General features: G+C 49.4%; 19 protein-coding genes. 15 read left to right on the top strand and 4 right to left on the bottom strand.

What is annotated here, in order from left to right; translation table 11 throughout:
• Window positions 1–4: 4 nt before the first annotated feature.
• From CWE22_RS02855 to CWE22_RS02790, 14 genes are all read left to right on the top strand, one after another.
• The gene (locus CWE22_RS02855) at window positions 5–610 is read left to right on the top strand and encodes a Maf family protein (protein WP_169929873.1); all 606 of its coding nucleotides are present in this window, start codon (window positions 5–7) and stop codon (window positions 608–610) included.
• 53 nt (window positions 611–663) lie between these two features.
• Window positions 664–1,188 (top strand): 23S rRNA accumulation protein YceD, encoded by a 525-nt coding sequence (gene yceD / locus CWE22_RS02850; RefSeq protein WP_169929872.1) that lies wholly within the window; start codon window positions 664–666, stop codon window positions 1,186–1,188.
• A 31-nt stretch (window positions 1,189–1,219) separates the two neighbouring features.
• A complete protein-coding gene (gene rpmF / locus CWE22_RS02845) occupies window positions 1,220–1,390 on the top strand; it encodes a 50S ribosomal protein L32 (protein WP_169929871.1) in 171 nt (56 codons plus the stop codon).
• 21 nt (window positions 1,391–1,411) lie between these two features.
• A complete protein-coding gene (plsX, locus tag CWE22_RS02840) occupies window positions 1,412–2,437 on the top strand; it encodes a phosphate acyltransferase PlsX (protein WP_169929870.1) in 1,026 nt (341 codons plus the stop codon).
• Window positions 2,438–2,446: 9 nt separating this feature from the next.
• Window positions 2,447–3,415 (top strand): beta-ketoacyl-ACP synthase III, encoded by a 969-nt coding sequence (locus tag CWE22_RS02835; protein WP_169929869.1) that lies wholly within the window; start codon window positions 2,447–2,449, stop codon window positions 3,413–3,415.
• Between the two features lie 9 nt (window positions 3,416–3,424).
• On the top strand, window positions 3,425–4,360 hold the full coding sequence (gene fabD / locus CWE22_RS02830; RefSeq protein WP_169929868.1) for an ACP S-malonyltransferase: 936 nt from the start codon (window positions 3,425–3,427) through the stop codon (window positions 4,358–4,360).
• A 7-nt stretch (window positions 4,361–4,367) separates the two neighbouring features.
• Window positions 4,368–5,105, top strand: coding sequence for a 3-oxoacyl-ACP reductase FabG (gene fabG, locus CWE22_RS02825; protein WP_169929867.1), 738 nt, complete (start codon window positions 4,368–4,370; stop codon window positions 5,103–5,105).
• A 133-nt stretch (window positions 5,106–5,238) separates the two neighbouring features.
• Window positions 5,239–5,478 carry an acyl carrier protein gene (acpP, locus tag CWE22_RS02820; protein ID WP_034774275.1) on the top strand — a complete coding sequence of 80 codons (240 nt, stop codon included), beginning with the start codon at window positions 5,239–5,241 and terminating at the stop codon, window positions 5,476–5,478.
• A 58-nt stretch (window positions 5,479–5,536) separates the two neighbouring features.
• A complete protein-coding gene (gene pabC / locus CWE22_RS02815; protein WP_169929866.1) occupies window positions 5,537–6,337 on the top strand; it encodes an aminodeoxychorismate lyase in 801 nt (266 codons plus the stop codon).
• The gene (gene mltG, locus CWE22_RS02810) at window positions 6,304–7,332 is read left to right on the top strand and encodes an endolytic transglycosylase MltG (RefSeq protein ID WP_169929865.1); all 1,029 of its coding nucleotides are present in this window, start codon (window positions 6,304–6,306) and stop codon (window positions 7,330–7,332) included. Before pabC ends, mltG begins: the two co-directional genes overlap by 34 nt.
• Window positions 7,333–7,334: 2 nt before the next feature.
• Window positions 7,335–7,955, top strand: coding sequence for a dTMP kinase (gene tmk, locus CWE22_RS02805; protein ID WP_169929864.1), 621 nt, complete (start codon window positions 7,335–7,337; stop codon window positions 7,953–7,955).
• On the top strand, window positions 7,952–8,941 hold the full coding sequence (locus tag CWE22_RS02800) for a hypothetical protein (RefSeq protein WP_169929863.1): 990 nt from the start codon (window positions 7,952–7,954) through the stop codon (window positions 8,939–8,941). The genes tmk and CWE22_RS02800 overlap by 4 nt, the downstream gene beginning before the upstream one ends.
• Window positions 8,938–9,264, top strand: coding sequence for a PilZ domain-containing protein (locus tag CWE22_RS02795; RefSeq protein WP_211618595.1), 327 nt, complete (start codon window positions 8,938–8,940; stop codon window positions 9,262–9,264). Before CWE22_RS02800 ends, CWE22_RS02795 begins: the two co-directional genes overlap by 4 nt.
• 34 nt (window positions 9,265–9,298) lie before the next feature.
• A complete protein-coding gene (locus CWE22_RS02790) occupies window positions 9,299–10,078 on the top strand; it encodes a TatD family hydrolase (protein WP_169929862.1) in 780 nt (259 codons plus the stop codon).
• Between the two features lie 184 nt (window positions 10,079–10,262).
• Here CWE22_RS02790 and CWE22_RS02785 read toward each other — a convergent pair whose 3' ends face one another.
• From CWE22_RS02785 to sppA, 3 genes are read right to left on the bottom strand one after another with little or no spacing between them, the layout of a single operon-like run.
• Window positions 10,263–11,603, bottom strand: coding sequence for a sodium-dependent transporter (locus tag CWE22_RS02785; protein ID WP_169929861.1), 1,341 nt, complete (start codon window positions 11,601–11,603; stop codon window positions 10,263–10,265).
• Between the two features lie 39 nt (window positions 11,604–11,642).
• Window positions 11,643–12,653 carry an asparaginase gene (ansA, locus tag CWE22_RS02780; protein WP_169929860.1) on the bottom strand — a complete coding sequence of 337 codons (1,011 nt, stop codon included), beginning with the start codon at window positions 12,651–12,653 and terminating at the stop codon, window positions 11,643–11,645.
• A gap of 36 nt (window positions 12,654–12,689) precedes the next feature.
• The gene (sppA, locus tag CWE22_RS02775; protein WP_169929859.1) at window positions 12,690–14,546 is read right to left on the bottom strand and encodes a signal peptide peptidase SppA; all 1,857 of its coding nucleotides are present in this window, start codon (window positions 14,544–14,546) and stop codon (window positions 12,690–12,692) included.
• Between the two features lie 138 nt (window positions 14,547–14,684).
• On the opposite strand from sppA, the gene CWE22_RS02770 reads away from it, so the two are divergent.
• Entirely contained in the window at window positions 14,685–15,233 is a 549-nt protein-coding gene (locus CWE22_RS02770; RefSeq protein ID WP_169929858.1) for a nitroreductase family protein, read from the top strand.
• 297 nt (window positions 15,234–15,530) lie between these two features.
• Here the strand turns inward: CWE22_RS02770 and asnS are convergent, their stop codons facing one another.
• Complete coding sequence (gene asnS, locus CWE22_RS02765) at window positions 15,531–16,931, bottom strand: asparagine--tRNA ligase (RefSeq protein ID WP_169929857.1); 1,401 nt, start codon at window positions 16,929–16,931, stop codon at window positions 15,531–15,533.
• Window positions 16,932–16,939: the final 8 nt, after the last annotated feature.

The raw sequence follows: 16,939 nt of genomic DNA, 5'->3' as shown, positions 1-16,939 counted from the left end.
TAGCATGGACTCTTTACCTCTTATTCTCGCTTCCACTTCACCATATCGCCGCGCATTACTGGAAAAAACCGGTTTACGGTTTTCGGTTGCAGCGCCTGAAGTTGATGAGACCCCGCTAGCAGCAGAGACCGCAGCGCAATTGGTGGGGCGGTTGGCGGTTGCTAAGGCACAAGCACTTGCAGCCCAATATCCGCAGCATATTTTAATCGGTTCCGACCAAGTAGCGGTTGTTGAAGGCGAAATTCTCGGCAAGCCAGGAACGAGTGAGCGGGCCGTGGCTCAACTCATGCAAATGAGTGGCAAGACAGTGACCTTTTTGACCGGTCTGGCGGTGTATCGAAGTAGTGATGGCGCGCTGCAACAAATCGTCGAACCGTTCGCTGTACATTTTCGTTCGTTAACACAGGCCGAGATAGAGGGGTATGTGCGTCTCGAACAACCCTTGAATTGTGCAGGTAGTTTTAAGAGCGAAGCGCTCGGAATTAGTTTATTTGAGCGACTTGAGGGACAGGATCCGAATAGCTTGATTGGGTTGCCATTAATCGCACTGTTGAAGATGTTGCGAGAGTGGGGCGTAAACCCGTTACTAGAGCCCGCAAAAGTAAGCTAAATTTCTACAAAGGACTTGTGTTCAACCCCCGAATCCATTAACATTCGCGCCCTATGCAGAAGGTTCGTATTCCGATTTCGGTCGATCCGGTCAAAAGTGCCGGCAAACAGTTGAGCTATCAGGGACTTGTTCCTGGCAATATGCTTGCGCGATTGCAAGAAATGCTCGTTGAACCTTGTCCTGATGTTGATGTGGAATTGCAATTTGATATTGACCCACAACAACTGAAGTATATACAAGGCTCTGCAACTGTTGATGTTGTTGCTGCGTGTGAACGATGTGGTGAGCCAATGGCGCTCACATTAGAGACCTCGTTCATCTACGCTCCAGTGACGAAACGCCAGGCCGCCGACGATATGCCTGAGGACTACGAGCCCATTGAGCTGGATGAGCTCAATGAAGTGAATCTGCATCGAATTGTGGAAGATGAATTAATATTGGCCATGCCCGCGTTCGTGAAACACGATGAGCAAGCATGTCAAATCGATAGCAAAGCGATGCAATGGGGTGAAATTGATGAAACCCTAAGCGAACAAGAAAATCCGTTCGCTGTATTGCAAGCATTAAAGCGTAAATAACTTACGTCACTAAATTTAGGAGATAGCGTAAATGGCTGTACAACAGAATCGGAAAACTCGTTCGAAGCGCGATATGCGTCGCTCTCACGATGCCCTGAGCGGCCCTACACTGTCGGTTGACTCTACCTCTGGTGAGACGCATCGTCGTCACCATGTAACAGCTGACGGTTTTTATAAAGGCCGTAAAGTAATCAACAAGTAAACCAGAAGCGGAAGTGAGGCTATGGCCACACTGACTCTGGCACTTGATGCAATGGGGGGCGATAACGGCCCCTCTATTGTTATTGAGGCACTGAAAAAGGCACTCACCACACATCCAACGGTTCATTTTATCGTGGTTGGTGACGAAGCCGAAATTCAATCTCTTCTCAGTTCTGCTCAGCTTTCTGAGCATCCTCGCGTGACTATTGCTCATGCCAGCCAAACCGTGGAAATGACGGATAAGCCTGGCTATTCTCTACGTGCTAAACCTGATTCATCGATGCGTGTGGCGTTGGAACTCGTTGCAAACGAGCAAGCAGCTGCGTGCGTCAGTGCCGGTAATACCGGGGCTTTGATGACTAAAGCATATTTTGCTTTGAAAACTCTCCCTGGTGTGTTGCGTCCAGCTTTGATGTCGGCTATTCCGCAACATCAAGGGGGGTCGGCCTTCGTGCTCGATTTGGGCGCGAATCCGGTGTGTGATTCGGACACTTTATTCCAGTTTGGCGTTATGGGCTCTGTTGCCGCTCAGGAAGTTCTGGGCATCGCAAAACCGCGTGTGGCGTTACTGAATATTGGTGAAGAAGACACCAAAGGTAATGATGTCGTGAAAGCGGCAGCTGCATTGTTTCAACAATCGTCGCATATTCACTACATCGGCTTTCTAGAAGGCGATGATTTGTTTGCTGGAAAGGCTGATGTCATTGTGTGTGACGGGTTTGTCGGTAATGTTGCACTGAAGAGTTGCGAAGGGCTGGCAGATCTCCTGTTATCGAATATTCGCGCGAATATAGAAGCGCATTGGCTGACACGTTGGTTCGTCAAATTGTTTTATCAACGCCTGCAACGTTCGTGGGATTGGCTGAAGCCCGACCACTATAACGGCGCGAGTCTGATAGGATTGCGGGGCGTTGTGATTAAAAGCCATGGTGATGCAAATGCTCGCGCTTTCGAAAGCGCCATTGCCCAAGCCATAGAAGCTGCACAGCGGTCGCTCCCGAACCAAATTAAGGATCGGGTTGAGCAAGTACTGTTAGAGCAGGAATAAAAACAACCCATGTATTCAAGAATTGCAGGAACTGGTCACTATTTACCGAGCCAGTGCCTGACCAACGCTGACCTCGAGCGGCGTGTCGACACATCTCACGATTGGATTGTCGAGCGCACAGGCATTCACGAACGACGCATTGCAGGTCCCGCAGAAAGTGCAGTGACTATGGGTGCTGCTGCGGCGAGTCAGGCACTTCAAGCTGCCGGTATTGCGCCTGACGCACTCGATTTAATCGTGGTCGCAACAACATCGGGTGAAAATGCCTTTCCAAGCGTCGCTTGCGAAATCCAAGCTGCATTAACTGATCAAAATATTCCCGCTTTTGATGTGGCGGCCGCATGCTCAGGTTTTATTTTCGCGTTGTCGGTGGCAGATCAATATATTCGCAGTGGTATGTACAAGAATGTTCTGGTTGTCGGAACGGATGTATTGTCACGCCTGTGTCGACCGGATGATCGCAACACCATCATTTTATTTGGTGACGGCGCAGGTGCAGTTGTGGTGCAAGCCAGCGAAACGCCCGGAATTTTATCGACGCATTTGCACAGTGCTGGTGAGTTTGCTGACTTACTGGGTGCCAAGCATGCACATCGGCAGTGGAACGAGCGCGCTGAAGAGCTCAGCGAAGCCTGGATGTATATGAAAGGCAACGAAGTCTTTAAGGTGGCTGTGACAAAGCTAAGTGAATTGGTGCAAGAGACGCTGGCGGCTCATGCTCTGGAGGCCGATGCGTTAGATTGGCTAGTCCCTCATCAAGCAAACATGCGCATCATTACCGCTACAGCGAAGAAATTACGGATGCCGATGGCACATGTGGTAACCACGTTGCGTTACACCGGCAATACCTCTGCCGCCTCAGTACCTATTGCGCTTGATGTTGCTGTGCGTGATGGCAGAATACAACGAGGTCATAAATTATTATTAGAAGCCTTTGGCGGTGGATTCGCCTGGGGCTCAGCACTTATCGATTATTAAGGACAACAGATGCGAGCAATGGTTTTTCCGGGACAAGGGTCCCAAAGTGTTGGCATGGCGGCGGAGTTAGCGGCACAGTACCCGTTGATCCAGTCTACTTTTGCGAAGGCAAGTGAGGTGTTGGGTTACGATTTATGGGAACTAGTCAGTCAAGGGCCGAGCGATGCACTGAATGAAACACAGCGAACGCAACCTGCTTTATTAACCGCCAGCGTCGCTATCTATCGGTTATTGCAGCAACAGGGCGTAGCTGCGCCAGCGTATCTTGCTGGGCACTCACTCGGTGAATATTCCGCACTCGTGTGCGCTGGCGTGATTGATTTCGAAGCTGCCGTTGCTATTGTCGCGAAGCGCGGTGAATTTATGCAGTCTGCGGTACCTGCTGGCATTGGCGGAATGGCAGCCATTATTGGCCTTGACGATGATGCAGTGCGAGCATGTTGCGCTGAAGCGGCGGGCTCTGAAGTGGTCGCGGCGGTGAATTATAATTCGCCGGGTCAGGTTGTGATTGCTGGTCATGCAGCAGCCGTTGCTCGTGCCGGCGATGCTTGTAAAGCGGCGGGCGCAAAACGCGCACTCCCACTCCCTGTGAGTGTGCCGTCACATTGTGAATTGATGCGTCCAGCGGCAGAGAGACTTGAGCAATTACTCGAACAAACCACGTTCCACACCCCAACGCTGGCTGTGGTCAACAACGTGGATGTAGCTATCGAGACGGATGCCGGTGCTATTAAAGATGCATTGATCCGACAGTTGTATTCTCCGGTGCGATGGACTGAAACAGTAGAGTTTTTGGCCGAACAAGGGGTCACTCAGTTTTATGAAATTGGCCCCGGCAAAGTACTCACAGGTCTCATTAAACGCATCGCCAATGATCCAGTTGTCGATGCCATCAATACCCCGGCAGGGGTGGACAGTTTAACGAACTCGACGAGTTCAGAGTAGGAGTGTAATGATGACAATGGCAGGACAAGTAGCATTAGTAACCGGCGCTAGTCGCGGCATTGGTAAAGCAATTGCCGAGGCGCTTGTTGCCCAAGGTGTCACTGTGGTAGGTACCGCTACCACACAACAGGGCGCTGATGCCATTTCCGCATACTTAGCGGACAAAGGTGAGGGCGTTGCGCTCAATGTGACCGATGCAGACAGTATTGATGCGGTGCTGAAGCACATTGATGAGCGTTATGGTCAATTGGATATCTTGGTCAACAATGCGGGCATTACTCGCGACAATTTATTGATGCGGATGAAAGAAGACGAGTGGGATAGCGTTTTAGATACGAATCTGAAAGCGGTCTTCCGACTGAGTAAAGGCGTGATGCGCGGTATGATGAAACGGCGTAGTGGTCGAATTATCAATATCTCATCTGTGGTTGGCACAACGGGTAATCCAGGCCAGGCGAATTATTGTGCGGCGAAAGCCGGTTTAGTTGGCTTTACCAAAGCACTAGCACAGGAAATTGCTGCTCGTGGAATTACTGTAAATTGTGTGGCACCGGGTTTTATTGATACGGATATGACCAAATCATTGACAGAAGACCAACAACAAGCCATTTTTGCTAATATCCCAGCGGCCCGACTCGGGCAGCCTGAAGAAATTGCAGCCGCGGTGACGTTTCTAGCGTCGCCTGGGGCAGCGTACATTACCGGCGAGACTATTCACGTGAATGGCGGCATGGCAATGGTTTAACCCGCAGTTGCCAACAGTTGGCACTGTGTAATGGCTAGTGGTAGTACCATTTATTGCTTTATTATTGAAGCGGCATTCACTACACTAAGCCCAATTTTTAGATCGTGACCTAAAGTGAAGGGAACTTAATACAATGAGTACTATTGAAGAACGCGTTAAAAAAATCATCATCGAGCAACTTGGTGTGAAAGAAGAAGAAGTTAAACCAGAAGCTTCTTTCGAAAACGACCTCGGTGCAGACTCTCTGGATACCGTTGAGTTGGTGATGGCTCTGGAAGAAGAGTTTGAGACTGAAATTCCAGACGAAGAAGCTGAGAAAATCAAAACGGTTCAATCAGCTATCGATTACGTGACCAATCACGCGAACGACTAAGCGAATGAATTGAAGAGGGCGGAATTTTTATTCCGCCTTTTTTTGTTCTGCTCAGACGATGCTGTGGAAAAATGGCCAACCGCTAACGGCACCTGCCTTTGATCGTGGACTCCAGTTCGGCGACGGGCACTTTACAACGTTAACGATTCGCCATGGCCAAGTGCTCTGGTGGCCTCTCCACTGGCAGCGATTATGCCAAGCCGCAGAAAAGCTTGAACTACCGCTTCCCCCGCAAGCCACAATTACAGAATTTCTTCAAACTATTGCATCAACCCAGCCGCAGTGTGTTGTTAAACTGATGATGACGGCAGGGGATTCAAGTCGCGGCTATGCCCGTCAAAGCCAAGCTGAACCCCCTTGGTATGCGAGTGTCAGCCCCATTCCAGAAGTTCCCGCACATCCTTTAAAAGTGCAACTTGCGCGATTGAAATTAGCCGAACAACCGGCTTTTGCCGGCTTAAAAACATTAAATCGTTTGGAGCAAGTGATGTTGGCGCAAGAACGGGAGCAACGGGATTGCGACGAACTCGTAGTGACCGATCAATCGGGGGCATTGGTCGAGAGCATCAGCAGTAATTTATTTTGGCGTTGCGGCGAGCAATGGTTTACGCCCAGTTTAGCCCAAGCGGGAATTAGTGGCGTCGCCCGAACTCAGTTGTTGAATGAGAACATTCTCGGTAAGGTTGAAATTGTTCGTGCTGGTACCGATGTGCTATTTACTGCGGATCAAGTATTCTTGATTAACAGTGTTTTGGGGCCGCGTGCCGTTGCTGAGTTCCAGGGGCATCTTTTTAGTGCTCCGATTCTACCAAAAGGTGTGAGTACGTGGTGGCAATCCGAAATATCGTTCTCGTTGTAGTTTGCGTTGCCCTCGTCTTGGCTGGGTCCGGCTATTGGTGGGCACAGAAAACGTTGCAGCAACCGCTGGTGATGCCTACTGCGCTGGTAAACACTGACGAGCCTGCATTGGTCGAAATTCCCGCAGGTTCACATCTTCGATCGGTTCTGCAGATCTTACATGAACAAGGCTATTTACCGGGTTCCGTTCAGCACGCTTATTATGCGTTGCGGGTGTTTACGCCCGCTGATTCAATTCAAGCTGGCGTCTACGCCATTGAACCCCATAGCTCGTTAATCAGTTTCTGGTCGCAAGTAACTGCAGGGCGTGCACACTTATTTCAAGTCACGCTGATTGAGGGACAGAATTGGTCGCAGTGGGTGGAAGTGCTGCGGCAAGCAGCCTATCTAGATCACAGCCTATTAGAACAATCAGAAGCGCAAATTTTAAGTGAGCTCGGGCTCTCTGACTATGCTCGAATGGAAGGTCTCTTGCTTCCTGAAACATACACCTATAAAGCCTACACATCGGCGACGACAGTGTTGCGGAAAGCTGCCGTCGCGATGCAAACGCAGTTGTCGGAGTTATGGGCCAATCGCGACCGTGATTTACCCTATGCAACGCCTTATGAATTACTTATCATGGCATCCATTATCGAAAAAGAGACTGGTGTTAAAGCGGAGCGCGCTCGGGTGAGCTCGGTATTTGTGAACCGACTGCGGTTAGGAATGCGGTTGCAATCCGACCCAACTACGATTTACGGCATTGAGAATTTCGACGGTAATCTAACACGTGCACATTTACGCACTGAGACGCCGTATAATACGTATCGCATTCCGGCTTTACCACCGACGCCTATTGCGATGCCGAGTAAGGCGAGTTTAGTAGCAGCAGCAAATCCGGAAACAACCGATTACTTGTATTTTGTGGCCGATGGCTCAGGCGGACACATTTTTTCTCGAACTTTGGCTGAACACAACCGTGCGGTAAATCGCTATCAACGGGGAATCAATTAACTATGACTGGGAAGTTTATCGTTGTTGAAGGGCTCGAGGGAGCAGGGAAGAGCTCAGCGATAGCCAGCATCGTCACGCATCTACAAGCGAAAAATATTGCCGCAACGACCGTCCGTGAACCCGGTGGTACGCCACTAGCAGAAGCCTTACGTGAATTAGTGAAGCAAGATTGGGCTGAGCCCGTTCATGCCAATACAGAACTGCTGATTATGTATGCCAGTCGGGTGCAACTCGTAGAGAACGTGATCAAACCCGCGTTGCAGCAAGGCACTTGGGTTATTGCGGATCGCCATGACTTGTCGTCACGTGCTTATCAAGGTGGTGGACGCCAGTTAGGCGATGGCAAACTGCAAGTTCTAAAACAGCAGGTACTGGGTAGCTTTGGCCCTGATCTTACACTGTTGATTGATGTCGACCCTAAGCTTGGTTTAGAGCGGGCTCGAACGCGAGGTGCTCTGGATCGAATTGAACAAGAAGATTTGAGCTTTTTCGAAAGAACCCGTGCGCGCTATCTGGAACTGGCAGAAGCCGATCGCTCCATACATGTCATCGACGGTGGGCAAAGTATGGAAGCCGTGCATCGTGATTTATTAGCTTGCGTTGAAGCGGAGTTATTTCGGTGAGCCTACCTTGGTTACGCCCGTTGTGGCAGCAACTCACGACTGATCTGCACAGTGGCCGGCTTAGCCATGCGCATTGTTTTCCATGGCAACCAGAATTGGGACTCGATCGTTTTATTTATACTTGGATTGAGATGTTGCTCTGTTTGCAGCCATCCCAACGCGCTTGCGGGAACTGTAAGAGCTGTCTATTGGGCAAAGCAAAAACGCATCCTGATTTCTATGAACTCAGCTCTGAGGATGGCAAAGCGATTGGCATTGACGCAGTGCGCAGTCTGACCATGAGTCTTCAACAAACTGCGAACCAAGCGGGCCGTAAAGTCGCCTGGATACGTGATGCCGAATTATTGACAGTGGCTGCAGCGAACGCACTCCTAAAAACACTTGAAGAGCCAACCGCAGAGACTATATTGATTGTTTCTGCAAGTCGCCCACGCTTGTTATTACCGACGTTACTCAGCCGCATGCAGAAACACACCGTGAGCAGCCCACCACTCATTGAAGTCGAGGCTTGGTTGCAGCAACAGCTTGGGCGTGCATTGACCGCTGATGAGCAGCCTTGGCTGCAACGCTTAGCGCATGCACCACTGACTTTACTGGCGAAACTCCGTGGTGAGGTGGAGAGTCATTCGGCGGCGGCATTTGAGGCCGAAGCGCATGCAGCAGTTGAACAACTGATTCAAGCATTCTGTGAGGTAGGTACCTGGCCGACCGTCGATAAAAACAAAGTGCGGTTGTGGCTCACCGCCAGCGAATACTTTATTCAGGAATTAGTGCGGATCTACCTGCAATTGCCGCATGTGCAGTTACACCATCCAGACCACCAAAGTGAGCTGCAACGGCAGCTGCAGATGCGTCATGTGAATCAGCAGCAACTCAACGATTGGCTGCAAACGTGTTATGCTATTCGCCGTTGGACTACTGAGCAAAGTGGCCTAAATGGTGTATTGTTATTACAAGATTTGTGGGCGGAGTGGCAGATAGGATGAGTACCAAGCGCATCATGATAGAGTCAGAAGAACAATTACGACGCTTGTACATGCCGTTTATTAAGGGCGGAGCTTTGTTTATCGTGACGGAAGATCCCTACACCCTAGGCGATGAGATGAAGCTAGTGCTGCGTCTACCACGTGACCAAGAGGACACGTTAGTTCGCGGTAAAGTAGTCTGGTTAGCCCCGTCGCGGCCAGGTCGAACCGACCAGCAGGGTGTTGGCGTGCAATTTATCGACGATAAATCGCATTTAAGAAATCGCATTGAAACCTTGCTAGGCCATTTAGGTGAGTCGGGGTTGCCCACCGCTACTATGTAGTTCGCCATTCTTTTCTCTGCAAATTGGAGTCGTTGTGTTTGTCGATTCACATTGTCATTTAGATAAACTTGATTTAACCGAATTTGATGGGCAATTCAGCCAAGTCTTACGCAACGCTGAGGCCGCGCAAGTCGAACGCATGTTGTGTATTGGCGTGACGTTGGAAGATTTTCCGCAGATGCGTGAATTAACGCGCAATTACCCGCAAATCAACATTTCTTGCGGCGCCCATCCCTTATACGTTGCCAAAAATCCCTACGCCAGCGAACAGCTCAGAGAGTACGCGAGTCTGCCAGATGTCGTCGCTATTGGTGAGACAGGTCTCGATTACTACTACGACAAAGAGTCGAAAGCTATTCAGCAACGCAGCTTTGCCGAACATATCGTTCTAGCTGTGGAGTTGGACAAACCGCTGATCATTCACACGCGTGACGCGCGTGAAGACACACTATCCATGCTACGTGAAGGGCAGGCTCAAAAGTGTGGTGGTGTGCTGCATTGCTTTACCGAGTCGTTAGCCATGGCTGAGGCAGCGATTGCTGATTTGGGTTTCTACATCTCGATTTCAGGTATCGCCAGTTTTCGTAACGCGGATGAATTACGCTCTGTCATTGAAGCGATTCCATTGACCCAACTACTGATTGAAACCGATAGCCCATGGTTGGCGCCCGTTCCTCATCGCGGTAAGCAAAATCAACCAGCCTATGTCGCTGATGTAGCACGCTGTGTTGCTGAGGTGAAAGGTATTTCGGTAGAGGCTGTTGCTGAGCAAACAACGGCTAATTTTTACCAGTTATTTCAGCGCGCTCGATAAAAATGCACAAAAAATGTGCAAATGGTTAGCAATAAATTATTTATTGTCTACACTTGATCTTACCCTCGACTTATATCGAGTTAGCGCACGGCTCAATCCCTTGAGCCATTCCCCTGAGCTCGGGACATCCTGGATTCGTCCCGAGCTTTTTTTTGTCTTGCTTTTAAGCTCACTAAATTCCTGTTCAGACGAAAATAACGAGTAATATCAAGACGGGGCAAACGAATTTTACGTAGCCCGGCCAGAGCTTCCAAAACCACGTTTTTTCGATATTCGGTGAGCCGCCTTGCAGTGCTTTCAACAACAGATGCTGACGTAAAATCCAAGTGAGAAAGAAACCGAAAATGATAGCCATTAGCGGTTGCATATACACCGTCGTGACGGTTATCACCAAACCAAATAGCGTTTCAAAGTTATAAATGATCGTTGCTGCGATACCCGTGATCACGATACCTAACACGCGCGCCGCAGTCGCACGTTCAATATTGAGTTCTTCACGTATAGTGTTTACCGGAGCCTCTAGCATAGAAATCGAGGAGGTAATCGCGGCAATCACCATAAACACGAAAAAGGCGACTGCGATCCAGTTGCCAATGGGTCCCATGGAATCAAACATGGCCGGCAGCACGGTAAAGACTAGCGTATCGGCCGACAATAGTTCACCGGTCTCCGAGTAGATGGTGACCCCCATGTCTTGTGCTGCAAACATTGCTGGTAAAATTAGCATCCCGGCAAGCAACGCGACTGCGCTGTCGACCCCGGCAACCCAACCCGCTGTTTTGGGTAAATTTTCATCCTTGGATAAGTATGCGCCATACGTCATCATGCAACAAAGGCCAATGGAGAGACTGAAAAACGCCTGGCCCATCGCGCGAATAACTAGTTCCGGATCGGTAACTTGACTGAAATCTGGAGTCACATACATCACTAACCCTTGCCAGGCACCCGGGAGTGTCAGTACGTAGATAGCCATTGCAATGAGCAGCAGGAACAGTAACGGCATTAGACGCTTAGACCATCGCTCGATACCTTCTTTCACGCCAGAGCGGACCACACGGACGGTCATGACCATAAACAAAGCCATCATCAGCAGATTGCGTTCGATACTGAAGCTGACAAACCATTCGGCGACGCTGTATTGGCCAAAGATCTTGAACACAGCAGCAAATAGATAGCCTAATAGCCAACCCGCAACAATTGCATAAAAAGCGAGGATGAATCCCAGGGTCGCCAGCGCCACAACAGCGGCGATAACGCCGGTTCGCCGCCATAGTGGTTGATGACTCATTGTGCGCATGGTGGCGACTGGGTTTTGTTGGCGCAGACGACCAATGGTCAGCTCAGCCACCAAAGTCGGGTAGGCGAGGACCAAGATCATGAGCAAATAGACGAGTACAAAGGCACCACCGCCATTGCTTGTAGCTTGTGTGGGAAATCCCCAGATATTACCGAGGCCTACCGCGGAACCGGCTGCGGCGAGGATAAAACCAAGTCGAGAGGAGAATGCAGGTGACGTAGCTGTCATAGTGAGTACCGCATATAAAGAAGGTTAAAATAGCATCATTTACAGCGTTAATTCGCCACGTAAATTCTGTTGGAGTTGGTGCTCAAGCTGGGCTTGCGGTAAGTTCTGGGATAACAGGTAGTGAAGCTTAGTCAATGCTGCTTCTATGGTCATATCATAACCACTCACCACACCCATTTCTGCCAGCGCATTGCCGGTCGCATAGCCGCCCATATTGACTTTCCCTTTAAAGCATTGGGTGCAGTTTAAAATAGTCGTTCCAGCTTTTATGCCACGTTCGATACTGGCGAGCAATTGCTTGTCTTGCGGCGCATTTCCTACGCCATAGCTCTGCATGATCAAGGCACGAACGGGTTGTTGCAGCAGATTATCGAAAATGACCGATGAAATACCTGGGTAAAGTGTCACAACGCCAATGGCTTGCGGTGTCACTGAGGTAAGCTGCAGAGGTGCTGAACTGACGGGTTGAAGCTCACCCGCTTGAAGGCGAATTTGAATGCCGGCTTCGAGCAGAGGTGGAAAATTGGGCGAATCAAATGCATCGAAACCGTTAGCATCGGCCTTAGTCGCACGATTACCGCGAAAGAGTTGATTATTAAAAAACAGACCTACTTCATGAATCGGGTAATTGGCTGCAATATAGAGTGCATTCAATAGGTTGGTTTGACCATCAGAGCGCAAGGCTGCGAGCGGGATCTGCGAGCCGGTAATAATGACCGGTTTACCGAGATTCTCGAACATGAAAGACAGCGCTGACGCGGTGTAAGCCATGGTATCAGTGCCGTGAAGGACCACGAAACCATCGTACTCGTCGTAATGGTGTTGGATATCTTCCGCAATATGTTGCCAGTCTTGTGGCGACATATCCGATGAATCCATCAGTGGGTCATACTCTGAGATGGTAAATTCAGGCATTTCATCCCGGAAGAACTCGGGCATTTTTTGCACACATTCGGTTAAAAAACCGGGCACAGGGACATAGCCCTGTGCCGATTTTCGCATACCTATAGTGCCACCTGTGTAGGCGACGTAAATCTTTTTGCGGGTCAAACGACTAACCTTATCGGTTGCGGTCAGACGCGAACATCAATACGTCGGGCATAACTCACACAACGCGTAGATCCCATTCGGATCATTGAATTTCGTTGTGATTTGCAAGTCAGACCATACTCGCATTAACTCTGCTTCCAGTGGGTTCTTTGCAGCCACGGTAGGCTGAGGGAACCACGCTTGAGCAGTACCGAAGAAATTAGCCAGCATTTGTTGACGCGGCGACAGTTCTTGGGTCAGCGTCTCGACGGTGAATTCAGTCAAGTCTGCTTTTGCAGCAGCAGCGGCAATAGCATCCTCGAAATCACCCAATTGGTCAACCAATCCGAACTCTAATGCTTTGGTTCCAGTCCAAACGCGCCCTTGAGCTACGGCATGGACCTCGTCATACGACATGTCGCGACTATCGGCAACCATTTGAACGAAGTCGGTGTAGAATTTCTCGACGCTCAACTGGATGATTTGTTTCGCATCATCGCCCAGTGGCTGAGTGATATCCATGACCGGCATTTCAGTGGTGCGAACGCCATCACTGTAAACACCAATTTCAGCCAACGAATCTTCGATGGTGAAGAAGGTTCCAAACACACCGATAGAGCCAGTAATTGTGGTCGGTGCTGCCCATATCTCATCTGCAGAAGCGGCAATCCAATAGCCACCTGATGCAGCCACTGAACTCATGGATGCGATAACTGGGATTCCGGCTTTCTGCAGCTCTAGAACTTCTTGGCGGATAATCTCCGAGGCAAAGCCGCTGCCACCCGGGCTATCTATACGCAATACGACCGCTTTGGTCGAATCATCTTGGCGTGCGCGGCGCAATAATTCGGCAGTACTATCACCACCAATCATGCCGGCTTTTTGGTAGCCATCGACAATAATACCGCGAGCCACAATGACCTTAATGCTATTAACATCATCGTTATTTTCTTCAGCCATGAGCGATTCTTGCTCGATAGCCGCTAAATAGGCATTGTGGTCAATGCGTTTCCACGATTTTTCATCGTCATCGAGTCCAGTTAACTCGATCATCTGAGTGCGAAACGCTTCACGCGTTTTCAGTTCATCGACCACGTTGGTGGTGACGGTCAGCTTCGCTAGGTCGTTGTTGTTCTCAGCTACTAAAGCTTGGAAATCGGCCATAGTACCGCTCAGTATCCGAGGATCGATGTCGCGCAGGGCAGTCACGCGTGACTTATAGGTTTCCCACAACTCACCATAGAGTTGGCCGTTCGCTTCTTTGGCCTCGTCTGACATGTCGTTGCGGATATATGGCTCAACAGCTGACTTGTAGTCACCCACTTTAAACACATGGGTAGACACTTTCAGTTTATCTAGGAGATCTTTGTAATACAGGTTATTTCCACCCATACCATCGAACATCATGCCACCGAGCGGATTTAGATAAATCGCATCTGCATGCGCAGCGAGATAATATTGCGCTTGGCTAAAGTAGTCACCGTAGGTGTAAATAGGTTTACCACTTTCACGGAACTCGGAGAGTGCGTTACCGATCAGTTCGAGCTTATTCATGCCTGCGCCCATGAAACTGGACAAGTTGAGGTAAATACCGCTAATGCGATCGTCGCTCGCTGCCAGTTCGATACTCTCAATCACGTCACTCAACAAGACTTCTGGAACGCTTGGTGCCGAACCTAAAGCTTTATTAAAGAACTCATCAACAGGATCGACGTAGGTTTTTTCTTCAACAATATAACCTGTTAAGTTCAATACCAGCATGCCGTCAGTAGGCACTTCTATGGCGTCTTCACCGCTCATAAGGAAACCGACAAAGACAAAAAGGACGATAAAAAATACAAGGTTTACAATGACTTTTCTGATGCCATTGATAAAACCAAACAACTTGCCAAACACATTACGAATTCCGCTCATGGCCACTATCCTGAGATTTAGTTTTTTACACGTTGCGAGCATACTTTAGAACAAACCGATAGACTAGAGCGACAATGTAACAGAGCGTGATCTTTGTTAAGCTAGACGCAGTCCTTTATTTATTCTTTCGAGGTTTTCATGCAAGCACTTGAATTGCTGCTCACCCGTTCATCGATGCCACGACTCATTGAACCAGGTCCTTCCAAACAACAGCTCGACTTGCTTTTACAAGCGGCTTCGAGAGCTCCGGACCATGTCGCATTAACACCGTACCAGTTTGCAATATTTGCTGACTCAGCGCGACAGCAATTGGGCGAAATTTTTAGACAAGCCGCTGAACGGCGCAATAAATCAGCTGAAGAGCAGTTGGCCGCAAGTCAGTTGCCATTGCGTGCACCCACAGTCATTGCGGTGAGTATGGTGTATCAACCGCACGACAAAGTACCGCGCGATGAACAGTTCGCTAGCGCTGCCTGTGCCACCTTGCTGCTACAACAAGCGGCCTTTGCACAAAATTTAGGCGCGATTTGGCGCACCGGTTGGTTCGCTGAAGACAACTGGGTTAAAGAACAACTGGGATGCGGTGACGACGATGCAATCGTCGGGTTTTTGTACGTGGGCACGCCCGCGGTACCGACACCGATCAAGCCGATGAAGGACATTGCGAATAACATAAAACACTGGTGAACAGGGAATAGTGAACAGAAAAGACACAAAACAAAAACGTTACCGGATACTAGCTATTAGTTACTAGAAAACCGTACATCCGTGTTTTCTAGTAGCCAGTCACTAGTAGCTAATAGCTGAAAGAGGGTTACTGGCTATTGGCAGTTAGTTACTAGAAAACCGTACATCCGTGTTTTCTAGTAGCCAGTCACTAGTAGCTAATAGCTGAAAGAGGGTTACTGGCTATTGGCAGTTAGCTACTAGAAAACCGTAGATCTGTGCTTTCTAGTAGCCAGTAACTAGTAGCTAATAGCTGACTTAGAAGTCGGCTGATTTGGGAGCGCGTGGGAACGGGATGACATCGCGAATGTTGGTCATGCCGGTGACGTAGCTCACTAAACGCTCAAAACCGAGTCCGAAGCCAGCATGAGGAACGGTGCCGTAGCGACGAAGGTCGCGATACCAGCTATACTCTTCTACCGGCAGCCCCATTTCAGCGAGGCGGGCGTCAAACACATCCAAACGTTCTTCACGGGCACTACCACCGATGATTTCACCGATACCGGGTGCCAAAATGTCCATGGCTGCGACTGTTTTGCCATCGTCGTTCTGGCGCATGTAGAAGGCTTTGATACCTTTCGGGTAATTCTTCAATACTACGGGTGCGCCCACGTGCACTTCAGCGAGGTAACGCTCATGCTCGGATTGCAAATCGGTGCCCCAGGACACTGGGTATTCAAATTTCTTCCCACAGTTCTGCAAGATTTCGACCGCATCGGTGTAATCCATGTGCACAAATTTGTTATTGGCAACATGTTCCAGTCGGTTGATGACTTCTTTATCGATGCGTTGTTGGAAAAACGCCATATCGTCGGCGCGTTCTTCAAGTACCGCGCGAATGGCGTACTTCAACATATCTTCCGCTAAATAGGCGATGTCGTCGAGAGAGGCAAATGCGACTTCCGGCTCTACCATCCAGAATTCTGCCAAATGGCGACTGGTGTTCGAATTTTCTGCACGAAATGTGGGTCCAAAGGTATAAACCTTCGACAATGCACAAGCATATGTTTCGACGTTGAGCTGACCAGAAACCGTTAAGTAGGACTCTTTGCCAAAGAAGTCTTTGGAAAAATCGATTTCGTTCTGGTCGGTTTTCGGTAGGTTCATCAGGTCGAGTGTCGAGACCCGGAATAATTCACCCGCGCCCTCAGCATCGGAAGCAGTAATGATCGGCGTTGCTACCCACAGATAACCGTGCTCATGAAAGAAACGGTGCAACGCTTGTGCTAGACAGTTACGTACCCGCATGACGGCGCCAGTGACGTTCGTACGCGCACGCAGGTGTGCGAACTCACGTAAATATTCCATCGAATGGGGCTTCGGTGACATTGGGTAGGTATCTGGATCTTCAACAAAACCAAATACTTTTACTGCTGTAGCTTGGAGTTCGAACGACTGACCTTTGCCAGCGGATTCACTCACAGTTCCGGTTATGGCAACACTACAACCCGTGGTGAGCTTCAACACTTCATTGTCGTAATTATTCAGGGTATTGGGGACCACGGCCTGAATAGGATCAAAACACGAACCATCGTGCACATTGATAAATGAAATACCGGCTTTTGAATCACGGCGGGTACGGACCCAGCCACGCACGGTTACTTCATCACCAACGGCAACTTTCCCCGATAACACATCGACAACAGTAGCGAAGGACATTAGCCAAC

This window comes from Pseudidiomarina aestuarii, from assembly GCF_003987355.1.
GTDB lineage: Bacteria > Pseudomonadota > Gammaproteobacteria > Enterobacterales > Alteromonadaceae > Pseudidiomarina > Pseudidiomarina aestuarii.
The sequence above is the reverse complement of the archived record's forward strand: the minus strand, read 5'-3'. Positions and strand labels throughout refer to the sequence as shown.

What these genes read in the sequence shown, in the direction of transcription:
- CWE22_RS02770 (WP_169929858.1), top strand. Translation starts at nt 14,685, where the DNA reads ATGCAAGCACTTGAATTGCTGCTCACCCGTTCATCGATGCCACGACTC.
- CWE22_RS02795 (WP_211618595.1), top strand. Translation starts at nt 8,938, where the DNA reads ATGAGTACCAAGCGCATCATGATAGAGTCAGAAGAACAATTACGACGC.
- fabD (WP_169929868.1), top strand. Translation starts at nt 3,425, where the DNA reads ATGCGAGCAATGGTTTTTCCGGGACAAGGGTCCCAAAGTGTTGGCATG.
- pabC (WP_169929866.1), top strand. Translation starts at nt 5,537, where the DNA reads ATGCTGTGGAAAAATGGCCAACCGCTAACGGCACCTGCCTTTGATCGT.
- CWE22_RS02855 (WP_169929873.1), top strand. Translation starts at nt 5, where the DNA reads ATGGACTCTTTACCTCTTATTCTCGCTTCCACTTCACCATATCGCCGC.
- plsX (WP_169929870.1), top strand. Translation starts at nt 1,412, where the DNA reads ATGGCCACACTGACTCTGGCACTTGATGCAATGGGGGGCGATAACGGC.
- sppA (WP_169929859.1), bottom strand. Translation starts at nt 14,546, where the DNA reads ATGAGCGGAATTCGTAATGTGTTTGGCAAGTTGTTTGGTTTTATCAAT.
- yceD (WP_169929872.1), top strand. Translation starts at nt 664, where the DNA reads ATGCAGAAGGTTCGTATTCCGATTTCGGTCGATCCGGTCAAAAGTGCC.
- CWE22_RS02835 (WP_169929869.1), top strand. Translation starts at nt 2,447, where the DNA reads ATGTATTCAAGAATTGCAGGAACTGGTCACTATTTACCGAGCCAGTGC.
- acpP (WP_034774275.1), top strand. Translation starts at nt 5,239, where the DNA reads ATGAGTACTATTGAAGAACGCGTTAAAAAAATCATCATCGAGCAACTT.
- rpmF (WP_169929871.1), top strand. Translation starts at nt 1,220, where the DNA reads ATGGCTGTACAACAGAATCGGAAAACTCGTTCGAAGCGCGATATGCGT.
- tmk (WP_169929864.1), top strand. Translation starts at nt 7,335, where the DNA reads ATGACTGGGAAGTTTATCGTTGTTGAAGGGCTCGAGGGAGCAGGGAAG.
- asnS (WP_169929857.1), bottom strand. Translation starts at nt 16,931, where the DNA reads ATGTCCTTCGCTACTGTTGTCGATGTGTTATCGGGGAAAGTTGCCGTT.
- fabG (WP_169929867.1), top strand. Translation starts at nt 4,368, where the DNA reads ATGATGACAATGGCAGGACAAGTAGCATTAGTAACCGGCGCTAGTCGC.
- CWE22_RS02785 (WP_169929861.1), bottom strand. Translation starts at nt 11,603, where the DNA reads ATGACAGCTACGTCACCTGCATTCTCCTCTCGACTTGGTTTTATCCTC.